This is a genomic window from Kribbella sancticallisti (assembly GCF_039530625.1).
Lineage (GTDB): Bacteria > Actinomycetota > Actinomycetes > Propionibacteriales > Kribbellaceae > Kribbella > Kribbella sancticallisti.
The window spans coordinates 16520-32848 of sequence record NZ_BAAAOS010000045.1; the positions used below are offsets into that span (position 1 = coordinate 16520).

General features: G+C 69.7%; 16 protein-coding genes and 1 riboswitch. Of the genes, 7 read left to right on the forward strand and 9 right to left on the reverse strand.

All coding sequences use genetic code 11. From position 1 onward, the window contains the following. Position 1 precedes the first annotated feature (1 nt). Genes ABD255_RS28285 through ABD255_RS28305 form a run of 5 tightly spaced genes read right to left on the reverse strand, consistent with a single transcriptional unit; the run spans position 2 to position 4958 of the window. The gene (locus ABD255_RS28285; RefSeq protein WP_344219273.1) at positions 2-841 is read right to left on the reverse strand and encodes a 5-oxoprolinase subunit C family protein; all 840 of its coding nucleotides are present in this window, start codon (positions 839-841) and stop codon (positions 2-4) included. Beyond that, on the reverse strand, positions 838-1452 hold the full coding sequence (locus ABD255_RS28290; RefSeq protein WP_344219275.1) for a 5-oxoprolinase subunit B family protein: 615 nt from the start codon (positions 1450-1452) through the stop codon (positions 838-840). Before ABD255_RS28290 ends, ABD255_RS28285 begins: the two co-directional genes overlap by 4 nt. Beyond that, on the reverse strand, positions 1452-2213 hold the full coding sequence (locus ABD255_RS28295; RefSeq protein ID WP_344219278.1) for a LamB/YcsF family protein: 762 nt from the start codon (positions 2211-2213) through the stop codon (positions 1452-1454). The genes ABD255_RS28290 and ABD255_RS28295 overlap by 1 nt, the downstream gene beginning before the upstream one ends. Before the next feature lie 28 nt (positions 2214-2241). Next, positions 2242-3540, reverse strand: a complete 1299-nt coding sequence (locus ABD255_RS28300) for an NRAMP family divalent metal transporter (protein ID WP_344219280.1) — start codon at positions 3538-3540, stop codon at positions 2242-2244. Positions 3541-3587: 47 nt separating this feature from the next. Beyond that, positions 3588-4958: a hypothetical protein gene (locus tag ABD255_RS28305; protein ID WP_344219282.1), complete on the reverse strand. Its 1371-nt coding sequence runs from the start codon at positions 4956-4958 to the stop codon at positions 3588-3590. Positions 4959-5109: 151 nt separating this feature from the next. On the opposite strand from ABD255_RS28305, the gene ABD255_RS28310 reads away from it, so the two are divergent. The 5 genes from ABD255_RS28310 (at position 5110) to ABD255_RS28330 (ending at position 9606) form a co-directional block, all read left to right on the forward strand. Continuing rightward, positions 5110-5841, forward strand: coding sequence for a GntR family transcriptional regulator (locus ABD255_RS28310; RefSeq protein ID WP_344219284.1), 732 nt, complete (start codon positions 5110-5112; stop codon positions 5839-5841). A 30-nt stretch (positions 5842-5871) separates the two neighbouring features. Next, positions 5872-6885, forward strand: coding sequence for an LLM class flavin-dependent oxidoreductase (locus ABD255_RS28315; RefSeq protein WP_344219287.1), 1014 nt, complete (start codon positions 5872-5874; stop codon positions 6883-6885). Positions 6886-6895: 10 nt separating this feature from the next. After that, on the forward strand, positions 6896-7684 hold the full coding sequence (locus ABD255_RS28320; RefSeq protein WP_344219289.1) for a putative hydro-lyase: 789 nt from the start codon (positions 6896-6898) through the stop codon (positions 7682-7684). 22 nt (positions 7685-7706) lie between these two features. After that, positions 7707-9131, forward strand: a complete 1425-nt coding sequence (locus ABD255_RS28325; RefSeq protein WP_344219291.1) for an aminopeptidase P family protein — start codon at positions 7707-7709, stop codon at positions 9129-9131. A 238-nt stretch (positions 9132-9369) separates the two neighbouring features. After that, on the forward strand, positions 9370-9606 hold the full coding sequence (locus ABD255_RS28330) for a hypothetical protein (RefSeq protein WP_344219293.1): 237 nt from the start codon (positions 9370-9372) through the stop codon (positions 9604-9606). 70 nt (positions 9607-9676) lie between these two features. On the opposite strand, the gene ABD255_RS28335 is transcribed toward ABD255_RS28330, so the two are convergent. Together ABD255_RS28335 and ABD255_RS28340 are read right to left on the reverse strand one after the other, a co-directional pair. Next, the gene (locus ABD255_RS28335; RefSeq protein ID WP_344219295.1) at positions 9677-10906 is read right to left on the reverse strand and encodes a S1 family peptidase; all 1230 of its coding nucleotides are present in this window, start codon (positions 10904-10906) and stop codon (positions 9677-9679) included. A 190-nt stretch (positions 10907-11096) separates the two neighbouring features. Beyond that, complete coding sequence (locus ABD255_RS28340; RefSeq protein WP_344219297.1) at positions 11097-12584, reverse strand: alpha/beta hydrolase; 1488 nt, start codon at positions 12582-12584, stop codon at positions 11097-11099. A 125-nt stretch (positions 12585-12709) separates the two neighbouring features. Here ABD255_RS28340 and ABD255_RS28345 point away from each other — a divergent pair, with 125 nt between their 5' ends. Continuing rightward, positions 12710-13051 (forward strand): DUF3817 domain-containing protein, encoded by a 342-nt coding sequence (locus ABD255_RS28345; protein ID WP_344219299.1) that lies wholly within the window; start codon positions 12710-12712, stop codon positions 13049-13051. On the opposite strand, the gene ABD255_RS28350 is transcribed toward ABD255_RS28345, so the two are convergent. After that, complete coding sequence (locus tag ABD255_RS28350; protein ID WP_344219301.1) at positions 13048-13986, reverse strand: hypothetical protein; 939 nt, start codon at positions 13984-13986, stop codon at positions 13048-13050. The two genes, ABD255_RS28345 and ABD255_RS28350, sit on opposite strands and share 4 nt — an antisense overlap. 132 nt (positions 13987-14118) lie before the next feature. After that, positions 14119-14211, forward strand: a riboswitch (glycine riboswitch). An 81-nt stretch (positions 14212-14292) separates the two neighbouring features. Between ABD255_RS28350 and ABD255_RS28355 the strand changes: the two genes are divergently transcribed. Beyond that, positions 14293-15666, forward strand: coding sequence for an L-serine ammonia-lyase (locus ABD255_RS28355; protein WP_344219303.1), 1374 nt, complete (start codon positions 14293-14295; stop codon positions 15664-15666). Here the strand turns inward: ABD255_RS28355 and ABD255_RS28360 are convergent. After that, on the reverse strand, positions 15653-16327 hold the full coding sequence (locus ABD255_RS28360) for an alpha/beta fold hydrolase (RefSeq protein ID WP_344219305.1): 675 nt from the start codon (positions 16325-16327) through the stop codon (positions 15653-15655). The two genes, ABD255_RS28355 and ABD255_RS28360, sit on opposite strands and share 14 nt — an antisense overlap. Positions 16328-16329 lie beyond the last annotated feature (2 nt).

Consider the following 16329-nt stretch of genomic DNA (forward strand, 5'->3'; position numbering starts at 1 on the left):
CCTAGCTGGTGAAGCGCAGTGTCTGGCCGGGGCGGAGTTGGGCGCACGCGTCCAGGTCCGCCCCGGCGACGTACGCGATGACTGGATAACCACCGGTCACCGGGTGGTCGGCCAGGAACAGCACCGGCAACCCGGACGGCGGAATCTGCAGCGCGCCGAGTTCCATCCCCTCGCTCGGCAGTTCGCCGTCGCGAGCACGTTCCAGCGGCACCCCGTCGAGCCGTACGCCGATTCGGTTGCTCTTGCTGTCGACGGTGTAGGTCTGGCCGGTCAGCGAAGCCCACCCCGCGTCGGTGAACCAGTCCCGCCGCGGACCGGGCAGGATCCGTACGGCGACCTCTCCGCCGGGGGGATCCGCGACCGGCGCAAGGTCGACGCCGGGCATCGGGCCGTGGTCCTTGCCCGTGGACAGTTCGACGCCCACCGCCAGTGGCGCGGGACCGAGTCCCGAGAGGAGATCGGTGGACCGGGAGCCGAGCACGGACTCCGCGTCGACGCCGCCACGGATCGCGACGTACGTCCGCAGCCCGGTGCGCGGCATACCGAGTCGCAAGGTCTGGCCTGCTCGCAGGGTGGCCGGAGCATTGAGCGGCACGCCCGCGCACGGAGCTCCTGTGACGGCGAAGACCAGGTCAGACCGGGCTTCGATCGCGAGTCCGCCGAAGGTGACCTCCAAGGCGGCGGCGTCCTCGCTGTTGCCCACGAGCCGGTTCGCCAACCGGTAGGAACCGCGATCGCAGGCGCCCGAGCGGCCGATCCCAAGCGCCGCCTGGCCGATCCGGCCGGCATCCTGCACGGTGGTCAACGGACCTGTCTCCCGGACCACGAAACGCCCGGTCATCCCGAGCCCGCATCGATGAAGCGGACCCGCCGGCCCGGTTGCAGGAGGGCGGCCGGGTCCCGATGCAGATCGAACACAGCGACCTCCGTGCGGCCGAGAAGTTGCCACCCGCCGGGGGACTCGCGCGGGTAGACGCCGCTGAACTCGCCGGCCAGCGCCACCGATCCGGCCGGCACCTTCGTCCGCGGCGATTCGCGGCGCGGTACGTCCCACTCAGACGCACCGGTCAGATAGCCGAAGCCCGGCGCGAAGCCGCAGAACGCCACCGTCCACTGCTCAGCGGTGTGGCGGCGGATCACCTCGGCCACGTCGCAGCCGAGCAACCCGGCGACATCCTCCAGATCCGCGCCGTCGTAGCTGACGGGGATCTCCACCAGTTCGCCGTCGAGCCGGCGGTCTTTACGCGCCACCGTGTCGCGCAAAGCCCGCTCGACCGCGGCGAGGTCGGTGACGGCCGGGTCCGTCACCACCATCACCGTCCGGGCCGCCGGAACGATGTCGACGACACCGTCCGGCGGCTCGGCCAGCAGCGCCGCGTAGTAGCCCAGGACCTCGTCGAGGTCGTCGAGCTCGACCAGCAGCGCGGTACTACCGCAGGGGAGCAGTCGCATCAGGCAGCGAACGGGGTCAGTTCGACGCCCGCGTCCCAGAGGCTCTGCCGCACCTGCTGAGCGATCTGTACCGCGCCCGGGGTGTCGCCGTGCACACAGATCGACCCCGGCTGCAACTTCAGTTCGCCACCTTCGACGTCCGCGATCGGTGCACCGGTGGCCATCGCCACGCAGCGCCGGGCGATCTCGGGCCCGTCGTGCAGCACCGATCCGGGCAGCCGGCGGGACACCAGCGTCCCTTCCGGCGTGTACGCCCGGTCCGCGAACGCCTCGTGGACGACGGTCAGCCCGGCCTCCTCGGCCAGCCGCAGCCAGACCGCGCCGGGCAGCCCCAGCACGGGCAGTCCCCGGTCGTAGTCCGCGATCGCCTCGACCACGGCCGCGGCCTGCTCCTCGTGGTGCCCGATCGTGTTGTAGAGCGCGCCGTGCGGCTTGACGTAGCGCACCTCCGACCCGGCGATCCGGGCGAAGGCGTCCAGTGCGGCGATCTGGTAGATCACCTCGTCGCGCAGCGCCGCCGGTTCGATGTCGATGAACCGGCGGCCGAAGCCCGGCTTGTCGGCGTACCCGACGTGGGCCCCGATGGCCACGTCGCGGTCGGCCGCGCGCCGGCACACCGCACGCATGATGGAGGGGTCGCCGGCGTGGGAACCGCAGGCGATGTTGGCGCTGGTGACGACGTCGAGCAGGGCGTTGTCGTCACCCATCGCCCAGCTTCCGAAGCCTTCGCCGAGATCGGCGTTCAGATCGACGGTGTTCATCAGGTCCTCCTTCAGGCGTCCGCTGTTGCTAGCTGAACAGGTCGATGACGGGACGGACCGACCGCACCGCCAGGTAGATGGTGAGCAACCAGGCGGCACCGCCGATCCCGAGCAGCCAGGCCGGGTACCGGTAGCCGTTCAGGAGATCCTTGCGCCGCCATGCCACCCAGAGAAGCACACCGATCCCCACCGGCAGCAGCAGGCCGTTGAAGGCACCCGCGAAGACCAGCAGGGTGGTCGGCGCCGTACCGACGGACACGTAGATGATCGTCGTCACCACGATGAAGGCGACCACCAGAGCGGTCCGCATCCGGTCGCTGGTCCGCGTCCGCGAGGTGATGAACGAGACCGTCGTGTAGGAGGCGCCGATCACGCTGGTGATGGCGGCGGCCCACAGCACGATGCCGAAGACGCGCAGGCCGACCTCACCCGCGGCCTGCCCGAAGGCCGACGCCGCCGGGCTCGCCGGGTCCAGTTTCGCGCCGCCGGCGACCACGCCGAAGATCGCCAGGAAGAGCACGATCCGCATCACGCCGGTGATCAGGATGCCGGTCACCGAGCCGCGGGTGATGTCGCGGATGTGTTGCGGCCCGGTGATGCCGGAGTCCAGCAGCCGGTGCGCCCCGGCGTACACGATGTAGCCGCCGATGGTGCCGCCGATCAGTGTGGTGATGGCGAGGAACTCGACCTGCTCGGGCAGCACCACGTTCTTCAGCGCCTGGCCGACCGGCGGACCGGAGGTGATCGCGATGTAGGTGGTCAGCACGATCATCAGGAGGCCCAGGACGAAGACGATCCGGTCCATCGCCAGCCCGGCCCGCTTGGACACGAAGATGCCGATGGCAACGAGTGCGGACAGTGCGCCGCCGAGCTTGGGGTCCAGGCCGAACATCGCGTCGGTGCCCAGGCCGGAGCCGGACACGTTGCCGATGTTGAAGACCAGGCCGCCGACGAACAGCAGGGCGGCCATCGCCCAGCCGAGGCCGGGGAAGACCAGGTTGCCGAGCTCCTGGGCGCGGCGCCCGGAGACCCCGATCACCCGCCAGACGTTCAGCTGCAGGGCGATGTCGACCAGGATCGACACGGCGATGGCGAACGCGAACGCGGCGCCCAGTTGCACCGTGAAGGTGGTGGTCTGGGTGATGAAGCCCGGCCCGATGGCCGAGGTGGCCATCAGGAACATCGCGCCGATCAGTGTCGAGCGGGTGCTCGTCTTCATCGCCGAGCCGGTGGCCGGTGCCTCGGCGTTCTCGGTGCTGGGTCGCCCGGTACGGCGTACCTGGCGCTGGCTCGACTTGGTCGGCGGCTTGGACGGTGGCTTGGCCATGGTGCTCTCCTGATCTCAGCAGGTCGGGGTGAGGAGGGACCGCGGCGTCAGCGCCGGACGGCCTTACCGGCGGCCTCGACGAGGGCGACGGTCTGATCCACGACAGCCTTGCGATCAGCCTGGAACTCGGGGCTGGTCAGTGCACTCAGGTCGGTCGGGTACACCAGCGCGGAGATGTGCAGGTGCCCGCCGGGAAGGGTGGAATGTCCGGTACCCAACCGGAGCCGGTTCGTTCGGTACATGGACTCGTTCGACAGGTAGTTGCCACCGGGTGCGCTGGCGGCGCGAGACCCCGGCGACGGGTCCGGAGCGGTCCGCAGGGCGGCGGGGTCGGGGAAGGTGCCGGCCGGCCACTCGGTGATGCCCGGGTTCAGCTTGACCGGCCACGGGCCGGTGCCCGCGTCGATCATCGCCTGGTAGGGCAGCGTGGTGTGGATGAACTGCGGGGACGGCTGCGGCTGGGGCCAGAGCGCGGCCGCCGAGATCGGTCCCCAGTTGAGCGCGCGGTTGTTGTCCGGGGAGCCGCCGCGGAAGCCGCCGGCCCACTTCTCGATGTTCATCTGGCCGCGGCCGGTCTGGCTGATCGTCATCAAGGCGTCGATCGAACCCTGGTACCGCGGGTCCTTGCGGGCCACCAGCCACGGGCCGAACGCGTCCTCGACGATGCCCTGGTCGAAGTCGGTCCAGTTCACCGGGAAGACGACGGACTGCAGGGTGACCAGGCCGTGCTTGGTCTTCACGGTGCGTCCGTCGAGTTGCAGCGCGGAGGCACCGGACGGGTTCGAGTTCCGCAGGCTGGCGTCGAGGCTGTAGGTGTCGAAGCCGCTGACCAGCATCCGGGTGCCGCTGCGGGGGAACGAGACCTGATCGATGCCGCGGGAGGCGTAGCTGAACTGCCGCAGGATCGCCTGCCGCTGCAGGCTGGTCAGTGCGAACGGAGCCTGCCACTCGCGAACGGCGCGGCTCATGGAGGTCCGCGCCCAGTAGAGCGGGCGGTCGTCGTACCGGTCGATGGTGCCTGAGGTCAGCCGGCCCTGCGCCCGGTCCACGGCGGTGCGCCACAGCGCGGCGCCGGCGGCCTTGATGGCGGCGTTGGCCTCACTGACGCTCGTGTAACCGCAGAGCTTGTCGGCGAAGCCGTCGACGATGCCCTCGAAGCCGGCGGCCTCGATGAAGTCGCGGGCGACCGGAGTGGTCCGGCCGGGCAGGCTGAGGGTCGTCCGCTGCTCCTCTACGGAGAGCACGGCGCCTGGCGTCACGCAGGCGGATGAAGGGGCGGCCTGAGCGGTGGACTGGCCGGCCGACATGGTCTGGGTCATCACACGTCCTTCGGTGCTGCCTCCGGTGCTGGCGAGCACAGCCACGGTCGCGACGTTGAGCGCGAGCAGCGCGGCCGGGAAGAGCCTCTTGCGGATCATTCGCACGTCTCCAGGGGGTGAAGTTCGCTGCGGTCAGTGGGCGGGCAACCGCGGCTCGTAATCCCCGAGGGTAGATATTGTTCAACAATCCTGCAAGACTTCTGTTGAACGCAGTTTCGCTCCGGCGCCGTGATTGGGTGATGATGCGAGGGTGTCCAGCTCCAGTGAGATCCGACCGCCTGCCGACCCGGGGACGGACACGTCCTGGCTCCGGGCCGTCGCCGGCGATGCCGCCCTGTTCGACCGGAGCAGTTCGGCCGAGCGAGTCGCCGACGTGCTCCGGCGCCGAATCACCGAAGGTGCGCTACCGCCAGGCACCCAGCTGTCCGAGGAGCTCCTCAAGGAAGCCCTCCAGGTCAGCCGGAACACGCTGCGCGAGGCCTTCCGGCTGCTCACCCACGAAGGGCTGCTGGTGCACAAGATGCACCGCGGCGTCTTCGTCCCGGATCTCACCGAGGAGGACCTGGTCGACCTCTACCGGCTGCGCCGGGTGCTGGAGTGCGACGTGGTCCGGTCGCTCGACGAGCTGCCGACCGAGTGGCTGCAGCCGCTCCGCGACGACGTCGCGGCGAGCGAGGCCGCGGCGCTGGCCGGCGACTGGGTTGCCGTCGGTACTGCGAACATGCGCTTCCACCGGCACCTCGTCGGTCTGGCGGACAGCACCCGGCTCGACGAGATCACCGGCCGGCTGCTCGCCGAGCTCCGGCTGCTCTTCCACGTCATCGCGACACCCCAGGCGCTCCACGAGCCCTACATCGCCAGGAACCGCGAGCTCCTCGAGCTACTCGAAGCCGGCGCCTACACGCAAGCCGCCGACCAGCTCCACCAGTACATGCTCGACTCCGAAGCAGGTCTGCTCGCCGCCTTCCGCGCCCGCGCGTGAGGCGCGCGGCGGTTCGATCCGGAGCATCCGATGACGGGGCTTCAGGTCGACATCCGAGTGCCTGTCGGGCGGCCGCTGCCTGAGCTTGCGGAGTTTGCGACCGAGGTGGAGGCTGCGGGGCTGGATGGGATCGGCGTGCCCGACCACCACCACACCGGGCGTGATGCCTATCTGGTGCTGGCGGCGATGGCGCAGCGGACCGAGCGGTTGTCGCTCTACCCGGCCACCTCGAACGTGGTGACCCGGCATCCGCTGGTCTCCGCCGCACTGACCAACTCGCTGGACGAACTGGCTCCGGGCCGGGCGATGATCACCGTCGCGCCGGGGTTCCTCTCGGTGGAGAAGGCCGGGGAACCGAAGGCGCGCCGAGCGCGGCTGGGCGAGGTCGTGCTCGCGTTGCGCGGTCTGCTCGGCGAAGGGGCCGCCACCTTCGACGGTCACGACCTCGAGCTGTTCCACCGGCCCGAGTCCGGTTCCCGGGTGGTCGTGCTCGCCTCCGGACCGAAGCTGCTGGAGCTGGCCGGTGAAGTCGCGGACGGCGTGATGATGCTGGTCGGGCTCGACCCTCGGAGCGTCGAGGCCGCCCGGCGCCACGTCCGGATCGGAGCGGAGAGGGCCGGCCGGGATCCGTCCTCGATCGAAGAGATCCTGATCGTGCCCTTCGGTCTCGGCGATGCCGACACCGTGCGCGCCTGGCCGCGCGGCTGGTTCCGCCCGGGCCAGCCCTGGCTGCGGTATCCGAGCGCGTCCAACCTGACCTGGCTGAAGGAGGCCGGCATCGAGGTGCCGGACGGACCACCCGAAGACCTTGACGACGAATTGGCCGACCGGATCTGTACGGCGTACGGGTTGTTCGGGACGGCTGAGCAGTGCGCGGACCGGCTGATCCGCGCGCACGACGAGCTCGGGATGAGCCGCGTCTTCCTGTTCCCCGCGCACACCTGGGCGACGACGTACGACCTGCCCCGGGCGGAGGTGGACGCGTTCGGCCGGACCATCGCGCCGGCCCTGCGCGCGGCCGGGCTCTCGATTCATCGACCGTGAGGAGAAACCGATGACCACTCTTGCCGACACCGCCACGCCAGCCGGCGCCCGGGGGCTCTACCGGGAAGGCCTGGTGGTTCCGACCTCTGGCCACGCCCCGGGATTCACCCAAGCGAATCTGGTCGTCCTGCCGCGCGACTGGGCTTACGACATGCTCCTGTTCGGCCAGCGCAACCCGCAGCCGGTGCCGCTGCTTGATGTCACCGACGCCGGCTCGACCAGTACTGCGCTCGCGCCCGGCGCTGATCTCCGCACCGATCTGCCGAGGTACCGGGTCTGGCGGGACGGCGAACTGGTCGACGAGCCGTCCGACGTCACCGACCTGTGGCGTGACGACCTGGTCAGCTTCCTGATCGGCTGCAGCTTCAGCTTCGAACGGGCCCTGCTCGACGCCGGTGTCCCGGTCCGGAACATCGAGCAGGAGAGGAACGTGTCGATGTACCGGACGAATCGCGAGTGCCGGCCGGCCGGACGGCTGGCGGGACCGCTGGTGGTGTCGATGCGGCCGATTCCCGCCGCGCAGGTGGCGACCGCGGTGCAGGTGACGGCGCGGATGCCGCAGGTGCACGGCGCTCCGGTGCACGTCGGATCGCCCGAGTCATTGGGCATCGCGGACGTCGATCGGCCGGACTTCGGGGAGCCGGTCGAGTCCGCGCCGGGCGACGTACCGGTCTATTGGGCTTGCGGAGTGACGCCTCAAGCTGCGTTGATGGATTCACGGCCCCCCTTCGCGATCACTCATGCCCCCGGGCACATGTTCGTGACGGACGTGCCGGACAGTGCCTATCGCCAGTTCTAGACCAGCTTCGTAGGGGGAGTAGATGACTGAGGACCGGACCGAGGAACAGCGGAAGTCGTACCGGCCGATCGACGCGGCCGGGTTCCGGGAGTCGATCGCGCGGGACTGGGGTCCGGTGGACCGCTCGGTCTCGGTGCCGGCCGGACTGGCCGAGGCGGCGGCGGAGCACCGGCAGCGGCTGAGCGCCGCGCTGCCTGGGCGGCGGATCGCTGTCGCGGCCGGGCGGGCGCCGGTCCGGTCGAACGACACCGACTTCCGGTTCCGGGCCGACAGCGACTTCGTCTGGCTGACCGGTTGCCAGGCCGAGGGAGCGGTCCTGGTCATCTCGGCCGACGGCGACGCGACCCTCTACCTGCGCGAGACCGCGGGGCCGGACGAGGTCGACTTCTTCGCGAACGCGCGCGACGGCGAGCTGTGGATCGGCCCGGTGCCGGGGTTGAAGGACTGGTCCGACGCGCTGCAGTTGCCCTGCCGCCCGCTCGAGGAGTTGCCGTCCGCAGTACGGGGGGCGGTGCCGTACATGATGACGACGTACGGCGTGGAGCCGCTGCTCGACGCGTTGGTCGGCGGCCGGCCCTCGGATGCCCAGGAGCTTCGGCAGGCGCTCGCCGAGTTGCGCCGGATCAAGGACGACTGGGAGCTCGACCAGTTGCGGGAGGCGGTCGACGCGAGCGTGCTCGCCTTCGCCGACGTGGCCCGCGAGCTCCCCGAGGCGGTCCGCGGCGGCGGTGAGCGCTGGCTCGAAGGTACCTTCGACCGCCGCGCCCGTACGGCGGGCAACGGCCCGGGGTACGCGTCGATCGTTGCTGCCGGCAACCACGGTCCGGTGCTCCACTGGGTCCGCAACGACGGCGCCGTCCGGGAGGGCGACGTGATCCTGCTCGACGCCGGGGTGGAGACGCGCACGCTCTACACGGCCGACGTGACCCGTTCCTTCCCGGTGACGGGTGAGTTCACTCCGGCCCAGCGCCAGGTGCACGACCTGGTCCACGCCGCTCAGGTCGCCGCGCTGGGCGCGGTTCGCGCGGGAGCGCCGTACCGGGCCTTCCAGTACGAGGCGATGCGGGTGCTGATCGAGGGTCTGCGCGACTGGGGCGTGCTCGACGTGTCGCTGGACGAGGCGCTCGGCGCGGACGGGCAGCAGCATCGCCGCTATGTCGTCTGCGGGCTCGGCCACTACATCGGCCTGGACGTGCACGACTGCGACGCCTCCCGGCCGGAGAAGTACCTCGCCGGCGACCTGGCGGCCGGGATGGCCCTGGCTGTCGAGCCGGGCCTCTACTTCCACCCCCACGACGAGACGATCCCGCCGGAACTGCGCGGCATCGGCATCCGGATCGAGGACAACGTGGTGGTGCACGCCGACCGCACGGAGATCCTCACCGAGCCGCTCCCGATCACCACGGACGGCCTGGAGCAGTGGGTTCGCGCCCAGTTGCCCGCCTGACCTGTGGGTGTTTCGGAGCGTGAACGAGATAGGAACACAGAGTAGTCAAGCAATCACTTAAAATAATCTGGTCACAAGCAGTAACACTGGCCGGGTCCCGCACGATGTAGCAGGCGGGGGAGGGTCAATCTCGGCCTGGCGCGTGGCAGTGGGGGGCCGCGTACCACGCGCCGGCCGAGATGGCCCCGACTGGGACCCGGGGGGGACCCAGGGAAGTACTGGCACGGGGGGATATCTGATGGACCTGCGAGTGCGGGTGGTGCGCTGCGCGTGCGCCGGTAAGCATCACTGGTACGCCGACATCGACGATCCGGGCGATCCGCAGCCCGATGATCCGTACTGGTTCGTCCACGGATGTCAGACCCAGTCCGAGGCTCTCGAGCTTGCTTGTGCTCAGCTCGGCACACTCACTTCCGTCGGTCGCTCGGGTGGTTCCCTGACGCGCGTTCAGGAAGCCCGCCTGGTGTTCGTCTGAGATCCGGTTGGGAAGACGACGGCCCCCTCGCCATGCCCGGCGAGGGGGCCGCTGTTTCGGGCCGGTGGGATCAGCCGCGGGTGAGGGTGACGCCGTAGTACGAGGCCGCGTCGACGACCGGCTGGTAGAAGGAGTACGAGCCGGTGGCGTTGCCGCCCTGGTTCCAGCCGCAGTCGTGGCCGTCGCTCGGGCCGCCGGACGTCATGCCCTGGGCGGTGGTGCCGGAGATGTAGGCGCCGCCGGAGTCGCCGCCCTCGGTGCAGACGGTGGAGCGGGCCAGGCCGGAGGTGCGGGTGATGCTGCCGCCCGCGCCGCCGTAGTTGACGGTCAGGTTGTACTGCTGGATCGAGCCGCAGGTCCAGCCGGTGGTGTTGCCGGCCTTGCAGATGGTCGAGCCGACCGGAGCCTTGGACGAGCCGGTGACCCGGGTGGTCTGGCCGTTGCGGTTGTCGATGTAGCCGCGGCCGGTGTCCTCGGCGTCGATGTCCATCAGGCCCATGTCGACGCTCGGCGAACCGGTCCGGAAGCGGCTCGCGATGCCCTTGCCGAGGTGGACCCCGGAGCGGTTCAGCACGTCGGGGTTGCCCTCGACGCAGTGGCCGGCGCTGAGCATCACGTTGTTGCCGTTGCTGGTGGTGCCGGAGAAGCCGAGCGAGCAGTTCGTGCCCGGCACCAGGTCCATGATCTGGCCGCCGATCACGTCGGCCGTCATCGCCAGCGTGGTGTCGTTGGTGCTCACGTCGACACCCGGGACCGCCTTCAGCTGCTTGACCAGGGCAACGGTCTTCGCGGACTGCTTGCCCGGCTGCAGGACGACCTGCAGGCGGTCCGTCGGCAGGTCGGCGCCGATGGACTGGACCTGCAGCGAGCCGGACTTGTCGGCCAGGGCCTGGACCTGGGTCTGCAGCTTGGTCAGGGCCTTCTCGCCGCGGGCAACAGTCCGCGGTGTCAGGCCGTGCTCGCGGGCCACCTCGGCGGCCTTGGCGGAGTGCACGTTGACGACGAGTTGGCGGGACGCGTTGAAGAAGGCGCCGTCGAGATTCGCCGAGTCGCTCCTGGCTGCCTCGAAGGCGGACGCCTTGGCGTGCTCGGTGTCGAGCCGCACCTTGGCCTCGGCCGGGGACACGCCCCAACTCTTGCCGAGTACGTCGTACACGCCGTCGGTGGGGGCGGGGACAGGCGCGCTGTTCGCGGTCTGGATCGGGGCCAGGGCGGCGGCACCGAGTCCGAGCGCGAGGACCGCGCCTGCGAGAGATTTACGCCCCCGACCGGGGCGGCGGGGCGGGGAAAGAAATGGCATCGGGTCACATCCGGTTTCCTCTTGGCGGCCTGCCTCAAAGGCCACGGTGAGGGAATAGTTGAGGTTACGGAGGATGACCACAAGGGAACGGAAGGTGATGGTTGGGTGCCACGGGCCTGGTCAAGGGAAAGCCTTCGGCGCACCCTCGGTCGAGCCCGCTCCGACCGAGGGTGAACCTTCATAAAACGGTTTAGCCTGCCGGTGGGATCGCGGGGCAACTCATTCCGCGGGGCGGAACCGTCAATGAGACCAGGTAGTCGTCGATCCTCTGCTCGACGCACGGGCTCTTGTTGTAGCTGCCGTGACCCCAGCCCTGATAGGTCAGCAGCACGCCCTGGTTGCCGAACTGACTAGCGACGCTGGTCGCCCAGCCGTAGCCGGTGGCCGGATCGTGCAGCGAGTTCGACAACAGCGCCGGCGTCTTCAGACCGCGAATTCTCAAGTCCTGCTGGGAATTTTCGGCCTTTGGCAGACCGAGGCAGGACGTTACCGCGATCAGTTGCGGCACGTACTTCATGTCCGGGTTGTTCTGCTCCACCCTGCGCAGGTGACCGGCCAACTCGGCGTAGTCGCGGGCCGGCAGGCTGAAGTCCCGGCAGAACGGGGCGAGGGTGTTCGGGGCCAGCCCGGCCGGAACCGCCGGCTCCCCGGTCGGCGGCTTGCTCTCCTCGAACCTCTTCAAGGTGGCGGCGAGTTCCCGCCATCTCGGCTCGTAGAGCGTCCGGAACACCACGAAGCTGAGAAAGAACGGGCTGATGGCCACCGTCGGCCGCCGCGGATCGGGGATCTCGCCGCGCCCGGCCCGGGCCAGCAGGTCCGCCCACAGAGCCCTCACGTCCCGGCCGTGCAGCGTGCAGGCCGTTGCCGCGTCGCACCATGTGACGAACTCGCCGAACGAGTCCTGGACCGTCGCGGCCTGCTCGTCGAGGAACTCGCCGGTGGTCGCGTCGCCGTGGTCGAAGACGCTCTCCAGCACCATGGCACGGACGCGGTTCGGGTACCGCTCGGCGTACTGGCCGCCGAGCAGCGTGCCGTACGAACTGCCGTGGAACGACAACTTCTGCTCGCCCAGCGCGGCCCGGATCGCGTCGACGTCCCGGACGGTCTGCAAGGTGTCGATGTGGTCGTAGACCGGGCCGGTGTGGCTCCGGCAGTCCGCCGCGAGTTCGCGGTTGTAGCGAACCGTCCGGTCAAAATCGGCCTGGTTCTTGATCAGGGGATCCGGTTGCTTGGCCAGTAGCGCGGCCGAGCACCTGACCGGATTGCTGCGGGCGATCCCGCGCGGATCGAAGCTGACGATGTCGAACCTGTCCTGCAGGTCGTCACTGAACCTGCCCATCCCGGTCTTGATCCGGTCCACCCCGGAGTCGCCGGGCCCACCGGGACCGAACACCAGTACGCCGACGCGGCGGGCCGGATCCTTCGCTTCGCGCCGGGCGATCGACAGCCCGAAGGTGCCGCCGCCCGGCTTCTTCCAGTCGATCGGGACCTGCAGGGTCGCGCACTGCGATCCCTTCACGTCCTCGGGTTTGTCCTTGCCTTCGGGCGCACAGTCGTACCAGTGCGGGCTTTTCGGCGCGGCGGCGGCCGACACCGGTACTACGGCGACGCCGGCCAGGGTGACGCCCAGAACCACACCCCACACGGTGGTTCTGAGTCGTCGGGCTTGCGAAGTCATCGGAGCATCTCCTGTCGGTGGGGGAACTGCTCCGATCCTCGGCAAACGGCTTCCACCCCACATCGGGCATCACCCCTGACCGACCCCTCGGCAACCTTGAGGGTCTTGTTAGGGTCGGTGACCTGATGACTGAGACGACGACCACTGCCTCCCAGCCGACCGCCGCTACCACGTCGAAGCACGCGGTCTGGTTTCGTGGTGTGGCGATCGCCGAGGCGATCTCCTGGACCGGACTGCTGATCGGCATGCTGTTCAAGTACGTGGTGTCGGACAACGAGATCGGCGTGAAGATCTTCGGGCCGATCCACGGCGGGATCTTCGTCGCCTACGTGCTGACCGTCGCCGTAGTCCGCAAGCCGTTGCGCTGGTCCTGGCCGGTCACCCTGCTGGCGCTGGCCGCGAGCATCCCCCCGCTGTTCACCTGGTTCTTCGAGATGTGGGCCAAGCGCACCAACCGCCTCGGCTAACGCCCGCAGGTCTTACACGGTTTGCGGGTGCGTAGGTAGTAGCCGTACGTCGCGACGGCCAGTCCCACGCCCCAGATCAGGTAGGCCGGGACGGCGACCCAGAAGAAGCTGTCAGGCAACGAGGTACCGCCGTACGCGGCTTGGCCTCGGAGGGCTGCGACGATCATCTGCACCAGCCCGACCCCGAAGTACGCCGTGATGCCGGCACCCAGCCCCGCGCCGGGTAGGAGCAGCATCCAGCGCGGGAACACCTTGCCCGGCCGGTAGACCAGCAGCAGAGGTAGAGCCGTCCCAGCGCAGACGAAGCCGAACTCGAACACGAGCATCGACGGATTGTCCGCGTAAGGCGTCTGGTCCCACCCGACGACGGCTTGGGCCAGGAGTCGTGCGGTGCAGCCGAAGACCGCGACCCAGGCTGCCGCGACGGCCCAGCGCGGGGTGGTGGTCGGAGGAGCCTTGCGACCGATGCAGGCCGGGCAGTCGGGATTCAGTTGGCGCTGTCGGGCCAGGGCGGTCCCGGCGAGCAGAGCAGCGCCGGTGAGTCCGCCGAGACGGCTCAGAAGCCCCGGAAAGTCGAAGGGAATCCCCAGCCCGGGCAGCACCCCACCCACGAAGTCGAGCAGAGCCATCGCGCACACGGCCACCCACCCGGCAGCCAGCCCCCAAGTCAGTCCGATCAGCACGCGAGACCGGGCCCGAGCTTGTAGCGCGAGAACCGCGGCGGCGCTGATCAAGCAAGCAGCCACGGAAGGCCAGTCGGGGATCAAGAGGTCGCTCGGGAGCTTCCAGGTGGGGGCGTGGCCGGTGGCGAACCACACGCGGACCAGTCCATAGACGACCGCCCACCCGAGCGCGAGCCCAGGCACCACCCGCATCCACCCCGGCATCGGGTCCGCTTTGGGCGATGGCGCCAGAGTATGGGTGTTCGTTGTCATGGCATCAGCCTCCGCCGCCGAACGGGTGGGGCGGATCCATCGGCGGAGGGAACCGCCTCCACCGCCGGATTGACTCGCGGGCCGGGGCCGCCGTACCGTCACGCCGACAACCCAAACTGCACAGCCGCCGCATGAACCCGTGCGGGAGAGACCCGGGCTCGACCCGGGCGCCGTAGGAGCAACTCTCCCCAAGAATCTCTCAGGCACCTTCACCGCACGGGCGAGGCACCTCTGGAAGGCCGCACGATCGGCCTGACAGAGCGGGGAGGCATACCAATCGGTCAATGGCGACCAGGAGGCCTCCAGATGGCAATCAGCGTGTTCGACCTCTTCAGCATCGGGATCGGCCCGTCGAGCTCCCACACCGTGGGACCGATGCGCGCCGCCCGTACCTTCGCGCTCGGCCTGGCCGACGCCGGCCTGCTGGCCCGTACTACGGCCGTCGAGTCCCAGCTGTTCGGCTCACTCGGCGCGACGGGTCACGGGCACGGCAGCAACAAGGCGGTCATGCTCGGTCTCGAGGGGGAGGACCCCGAGACGGTCGACACCCGCTCGGTCGAAGCCCGGGTCGAGGCGATCCGCTCCACCGGGAGGCTGACGCTCGCCGGGCGGCACGAGGTCGCCTTCGACGAGAACACCCAGCTGATCATGCACCGGCGCAAGGCGCTGCCCTACCACCCGAACGGGATGACGTTCGTGGCGCGCGACGGCAGTGGCGAGGTGCTGCGCGAGCGGACCTACTACTCGGTCGGCGGCGGTTTCGTCGTCGACGAGGACGCGGCGGCCGGTGACCGGATCGTGCTGGACCGGACTCCGCTCAAGTACCCGTTCCTGAGCGGCGCCGAGCTGCTCGACCGCTGCCGCGAGTCCGGGCTGCCGATCAGCGAGGTGATGCTCGCGAACGAGCTGGCCTGGCGGACCGAGCCGGAGATCCGCGAGGGTCTGCTGCACATCTGGCAGGTGATGCAGGACTGCGTCGACGAGGGCTGCGAGACCGAGGGCACCTTGCCGGGTGGGCTGAAGGTCCCGCGCCGGGCGCACGCGCTGCACCAGAAGCTCAGCAGCGACAAGTGGTCGGTGGATCCGCTCAAGGTGTTGGACTGGGTCAACCTGTTCGCGCTGGCGGTGAACGAACAGAACGCATCCGGCGGCCGGATCGTCACCGCACCCACGAACGGTGCCGCCGGCATCATCCCGGCGGTGCTGCACTACTACCGCCGATTCGTGCCGGGGGCAACGGAAGACGGCGTGGTCCGGTTCCTGCTCGCGGCCGCGGCGATCGGCGTTCTGTACAAGGAGAACGCGTCCATCTCCGGGGCCGAGGTCGGTTGTCAGGGAGAGGTCGGCTCGGCCTGCTCGATGGCCGCGGCCGGCCTGTGCGAGGTCCTCGGCGGTACGCCGGAGCAGGTCGAGAACGCCGCCGAGATCGCGATGGAGCACAACCTCGGACTGACCTGCGACCCGGTCGGCGGCCTGGTCCAGATCCCCTGTATCGAGCGCAACGCGATGGCCTCGGTGAAGGCGATCAACGCGGCCCGGATGGCGATGCACGGCGACGGCGTGCACGTGGTCACGCTGGACAAGGTGATCAAGACGATGCGCGAGACCGGCGCCGACATGAAGGTCAAGTACAAGGAGACCTCGCGCGGCGGCCTGGCCGTCAACGTCATCGAATGCTGACGGCTCCCGGGTCCTGCACGTGCGCGTTGTGCCCGAGGCCCGGCAACGTGACGACTTGGTCGTGCAGAGCCGCGAGTTCGGCGTCGGTGTTCATCGGGTCGAGCTCACCGCGCGCCAGCACCACCTCGGCCTGACTCGCCGCGATCAGCCGCGGCAGGTCCGGAGCGCCGACCCCGAACGTGCCGGGGTCCATCGCCAGCCGCCACCGGCCGTCGACCTTCGCGAGCCCGTGGTCGACCACCTTGTCGGCCGGATCGACCAAACCCTGCAGCCCGGAGACCTTGAGGAACCTGGCCGCCGCCTCGTCCCGGCTGTCGAACCACGCGATCGGCTTCCGCGCCAACGCGGCCGCCCGGCCCAGGTCGTCGTCGGACCAGGTCACCTTGACGCCCAACGCGACCACCCGGTCCACCTGTACGCCGTACCGGCCGCTGGCGAGCTCGAGCGCGATCACTCCGCCCAGGGAGTGACCCACCACCACGAGCTCACGCCGTACGGGGAGCGACTCGGCGATTGCCGCGGCCATCGACTCGAAGGTGTACGCCGGGAGGGTGCCGGCCGAGCCGTGTCCCGGCAGGTCCGGGGCGAGCCGTGGGAACTGCCAGCCGTCCCAGACGCGTCCGGTGGCGCCGAGGCCGTGCAGCAGGAGCAGAGAAGACATGG

Bases quoted from the DNA above. Each gene is read 5' to 3' on its own strand.
- ABD255_RS28285 (WP_344219273.1), bottom strand. From the start codon at position 841: ATGACCGGGCGTTTCGTGGTCCGGGAGACAGGTCCGTTGACCACCGTG.
- ABD255_RS28290 (WP_344219275.1), bottom strand. From the start codon at position 1,452: ATGCGACTGCTCCCCTGCGGTAGTACCGCGCTGCTGGTCGAGCTCGAC.
- ABD255_RS28295 (WP_344219278.1), bottom strand. From the start codon at position 2,213: ATGAACACCGTCGATCTGAACGCCGATCTCGGCGAAGGCTTCGGAAGC.
- ABD255_RS28300 (WP_344219280.1), bottom strand. From the start codon at position 3,540: ATGGCCAAGCCACCGTCCAAGCCGCCGACCAAGTCGAGCCAGCGCCAG.
- ABD255_RS28305 (WP_344219282.1), bottom strand. From the start codon at position 4,958: ATGATCCGCAAGAGGCTCTTCCCGGCCGCGCTGCTCGCGCTCAACGTC.
- ABD255_RS28315 (WP_344219287.1), top strand. From the start codon at position 5,872: ATGACGGGGCTTCAGGTCGACATCCGAGTGCCTGTCGGGCGGCCGCTG.
- ABD255_RS28320 (WP_344219289.1), top strand. From the start codon at position 6,896: ATGACCACTCTTGCCGACACCGCCACGCCAGCCGGCGCCCGGGGGCTC.
- ABD255_RS28325 (WP_344219291.1), top strand. From the start codon at position 7,707: ATGACTGAGGACCGGACCGAGGAACAGCGGAAGTCGTACCGGCCGATC.
- ABD255_RS28330 (WP_344219293.1), top strand. From the start codon at position 9,370: ATGGACCTGCGAGTGCGGGTGGTGCGCTGCGCGTGCGCCGGTAAGCAT.
- ABD255_RS28335 (WP_344219295.1), bottom strand. From the start codon at position 10,906: ATGCCATTTCTTTCCCCGCCCCGCCGCCCCGGTCGGGGGCGTAAATCT.
- ABD255_RS28340 (WP_344219297.1), bottom strand. From the start codon at position 12,584: ATGACTTCGCAAGCCCGACGACTCAGAACCACCGTGTGGGGTGTGGTT.
- ABD255_RS28345 (WP_344219299.1), top strand. From the start codon at position 12,710: ATGACTGAGACGACGACCACTGCCTCCCAGCCGACCGCCGCTACCACG.
- ABD255_RS28350 (WP_344219301.1), bottom strand. From the start codon at position 13,986: ATGACAACGAACACCCATACTCTGGCGCCATCGCCCAAAGCGGACCCG.
- ABD255_RS28355 (WP_344219303.1), top strand. From the start codon at position 14,293: ATGGCAATCAGCGTGTTCGACCTCTTCAGCATCGGGATCGGCCCGTCG.
- ABD255_RS28360 (WP_344219305.1), bottom strand. From the start codon at position 16,327: ATGTCTTCTCTGCTCCTGCTGCACGGCCTCGGCGCCACCGGACGCGTC.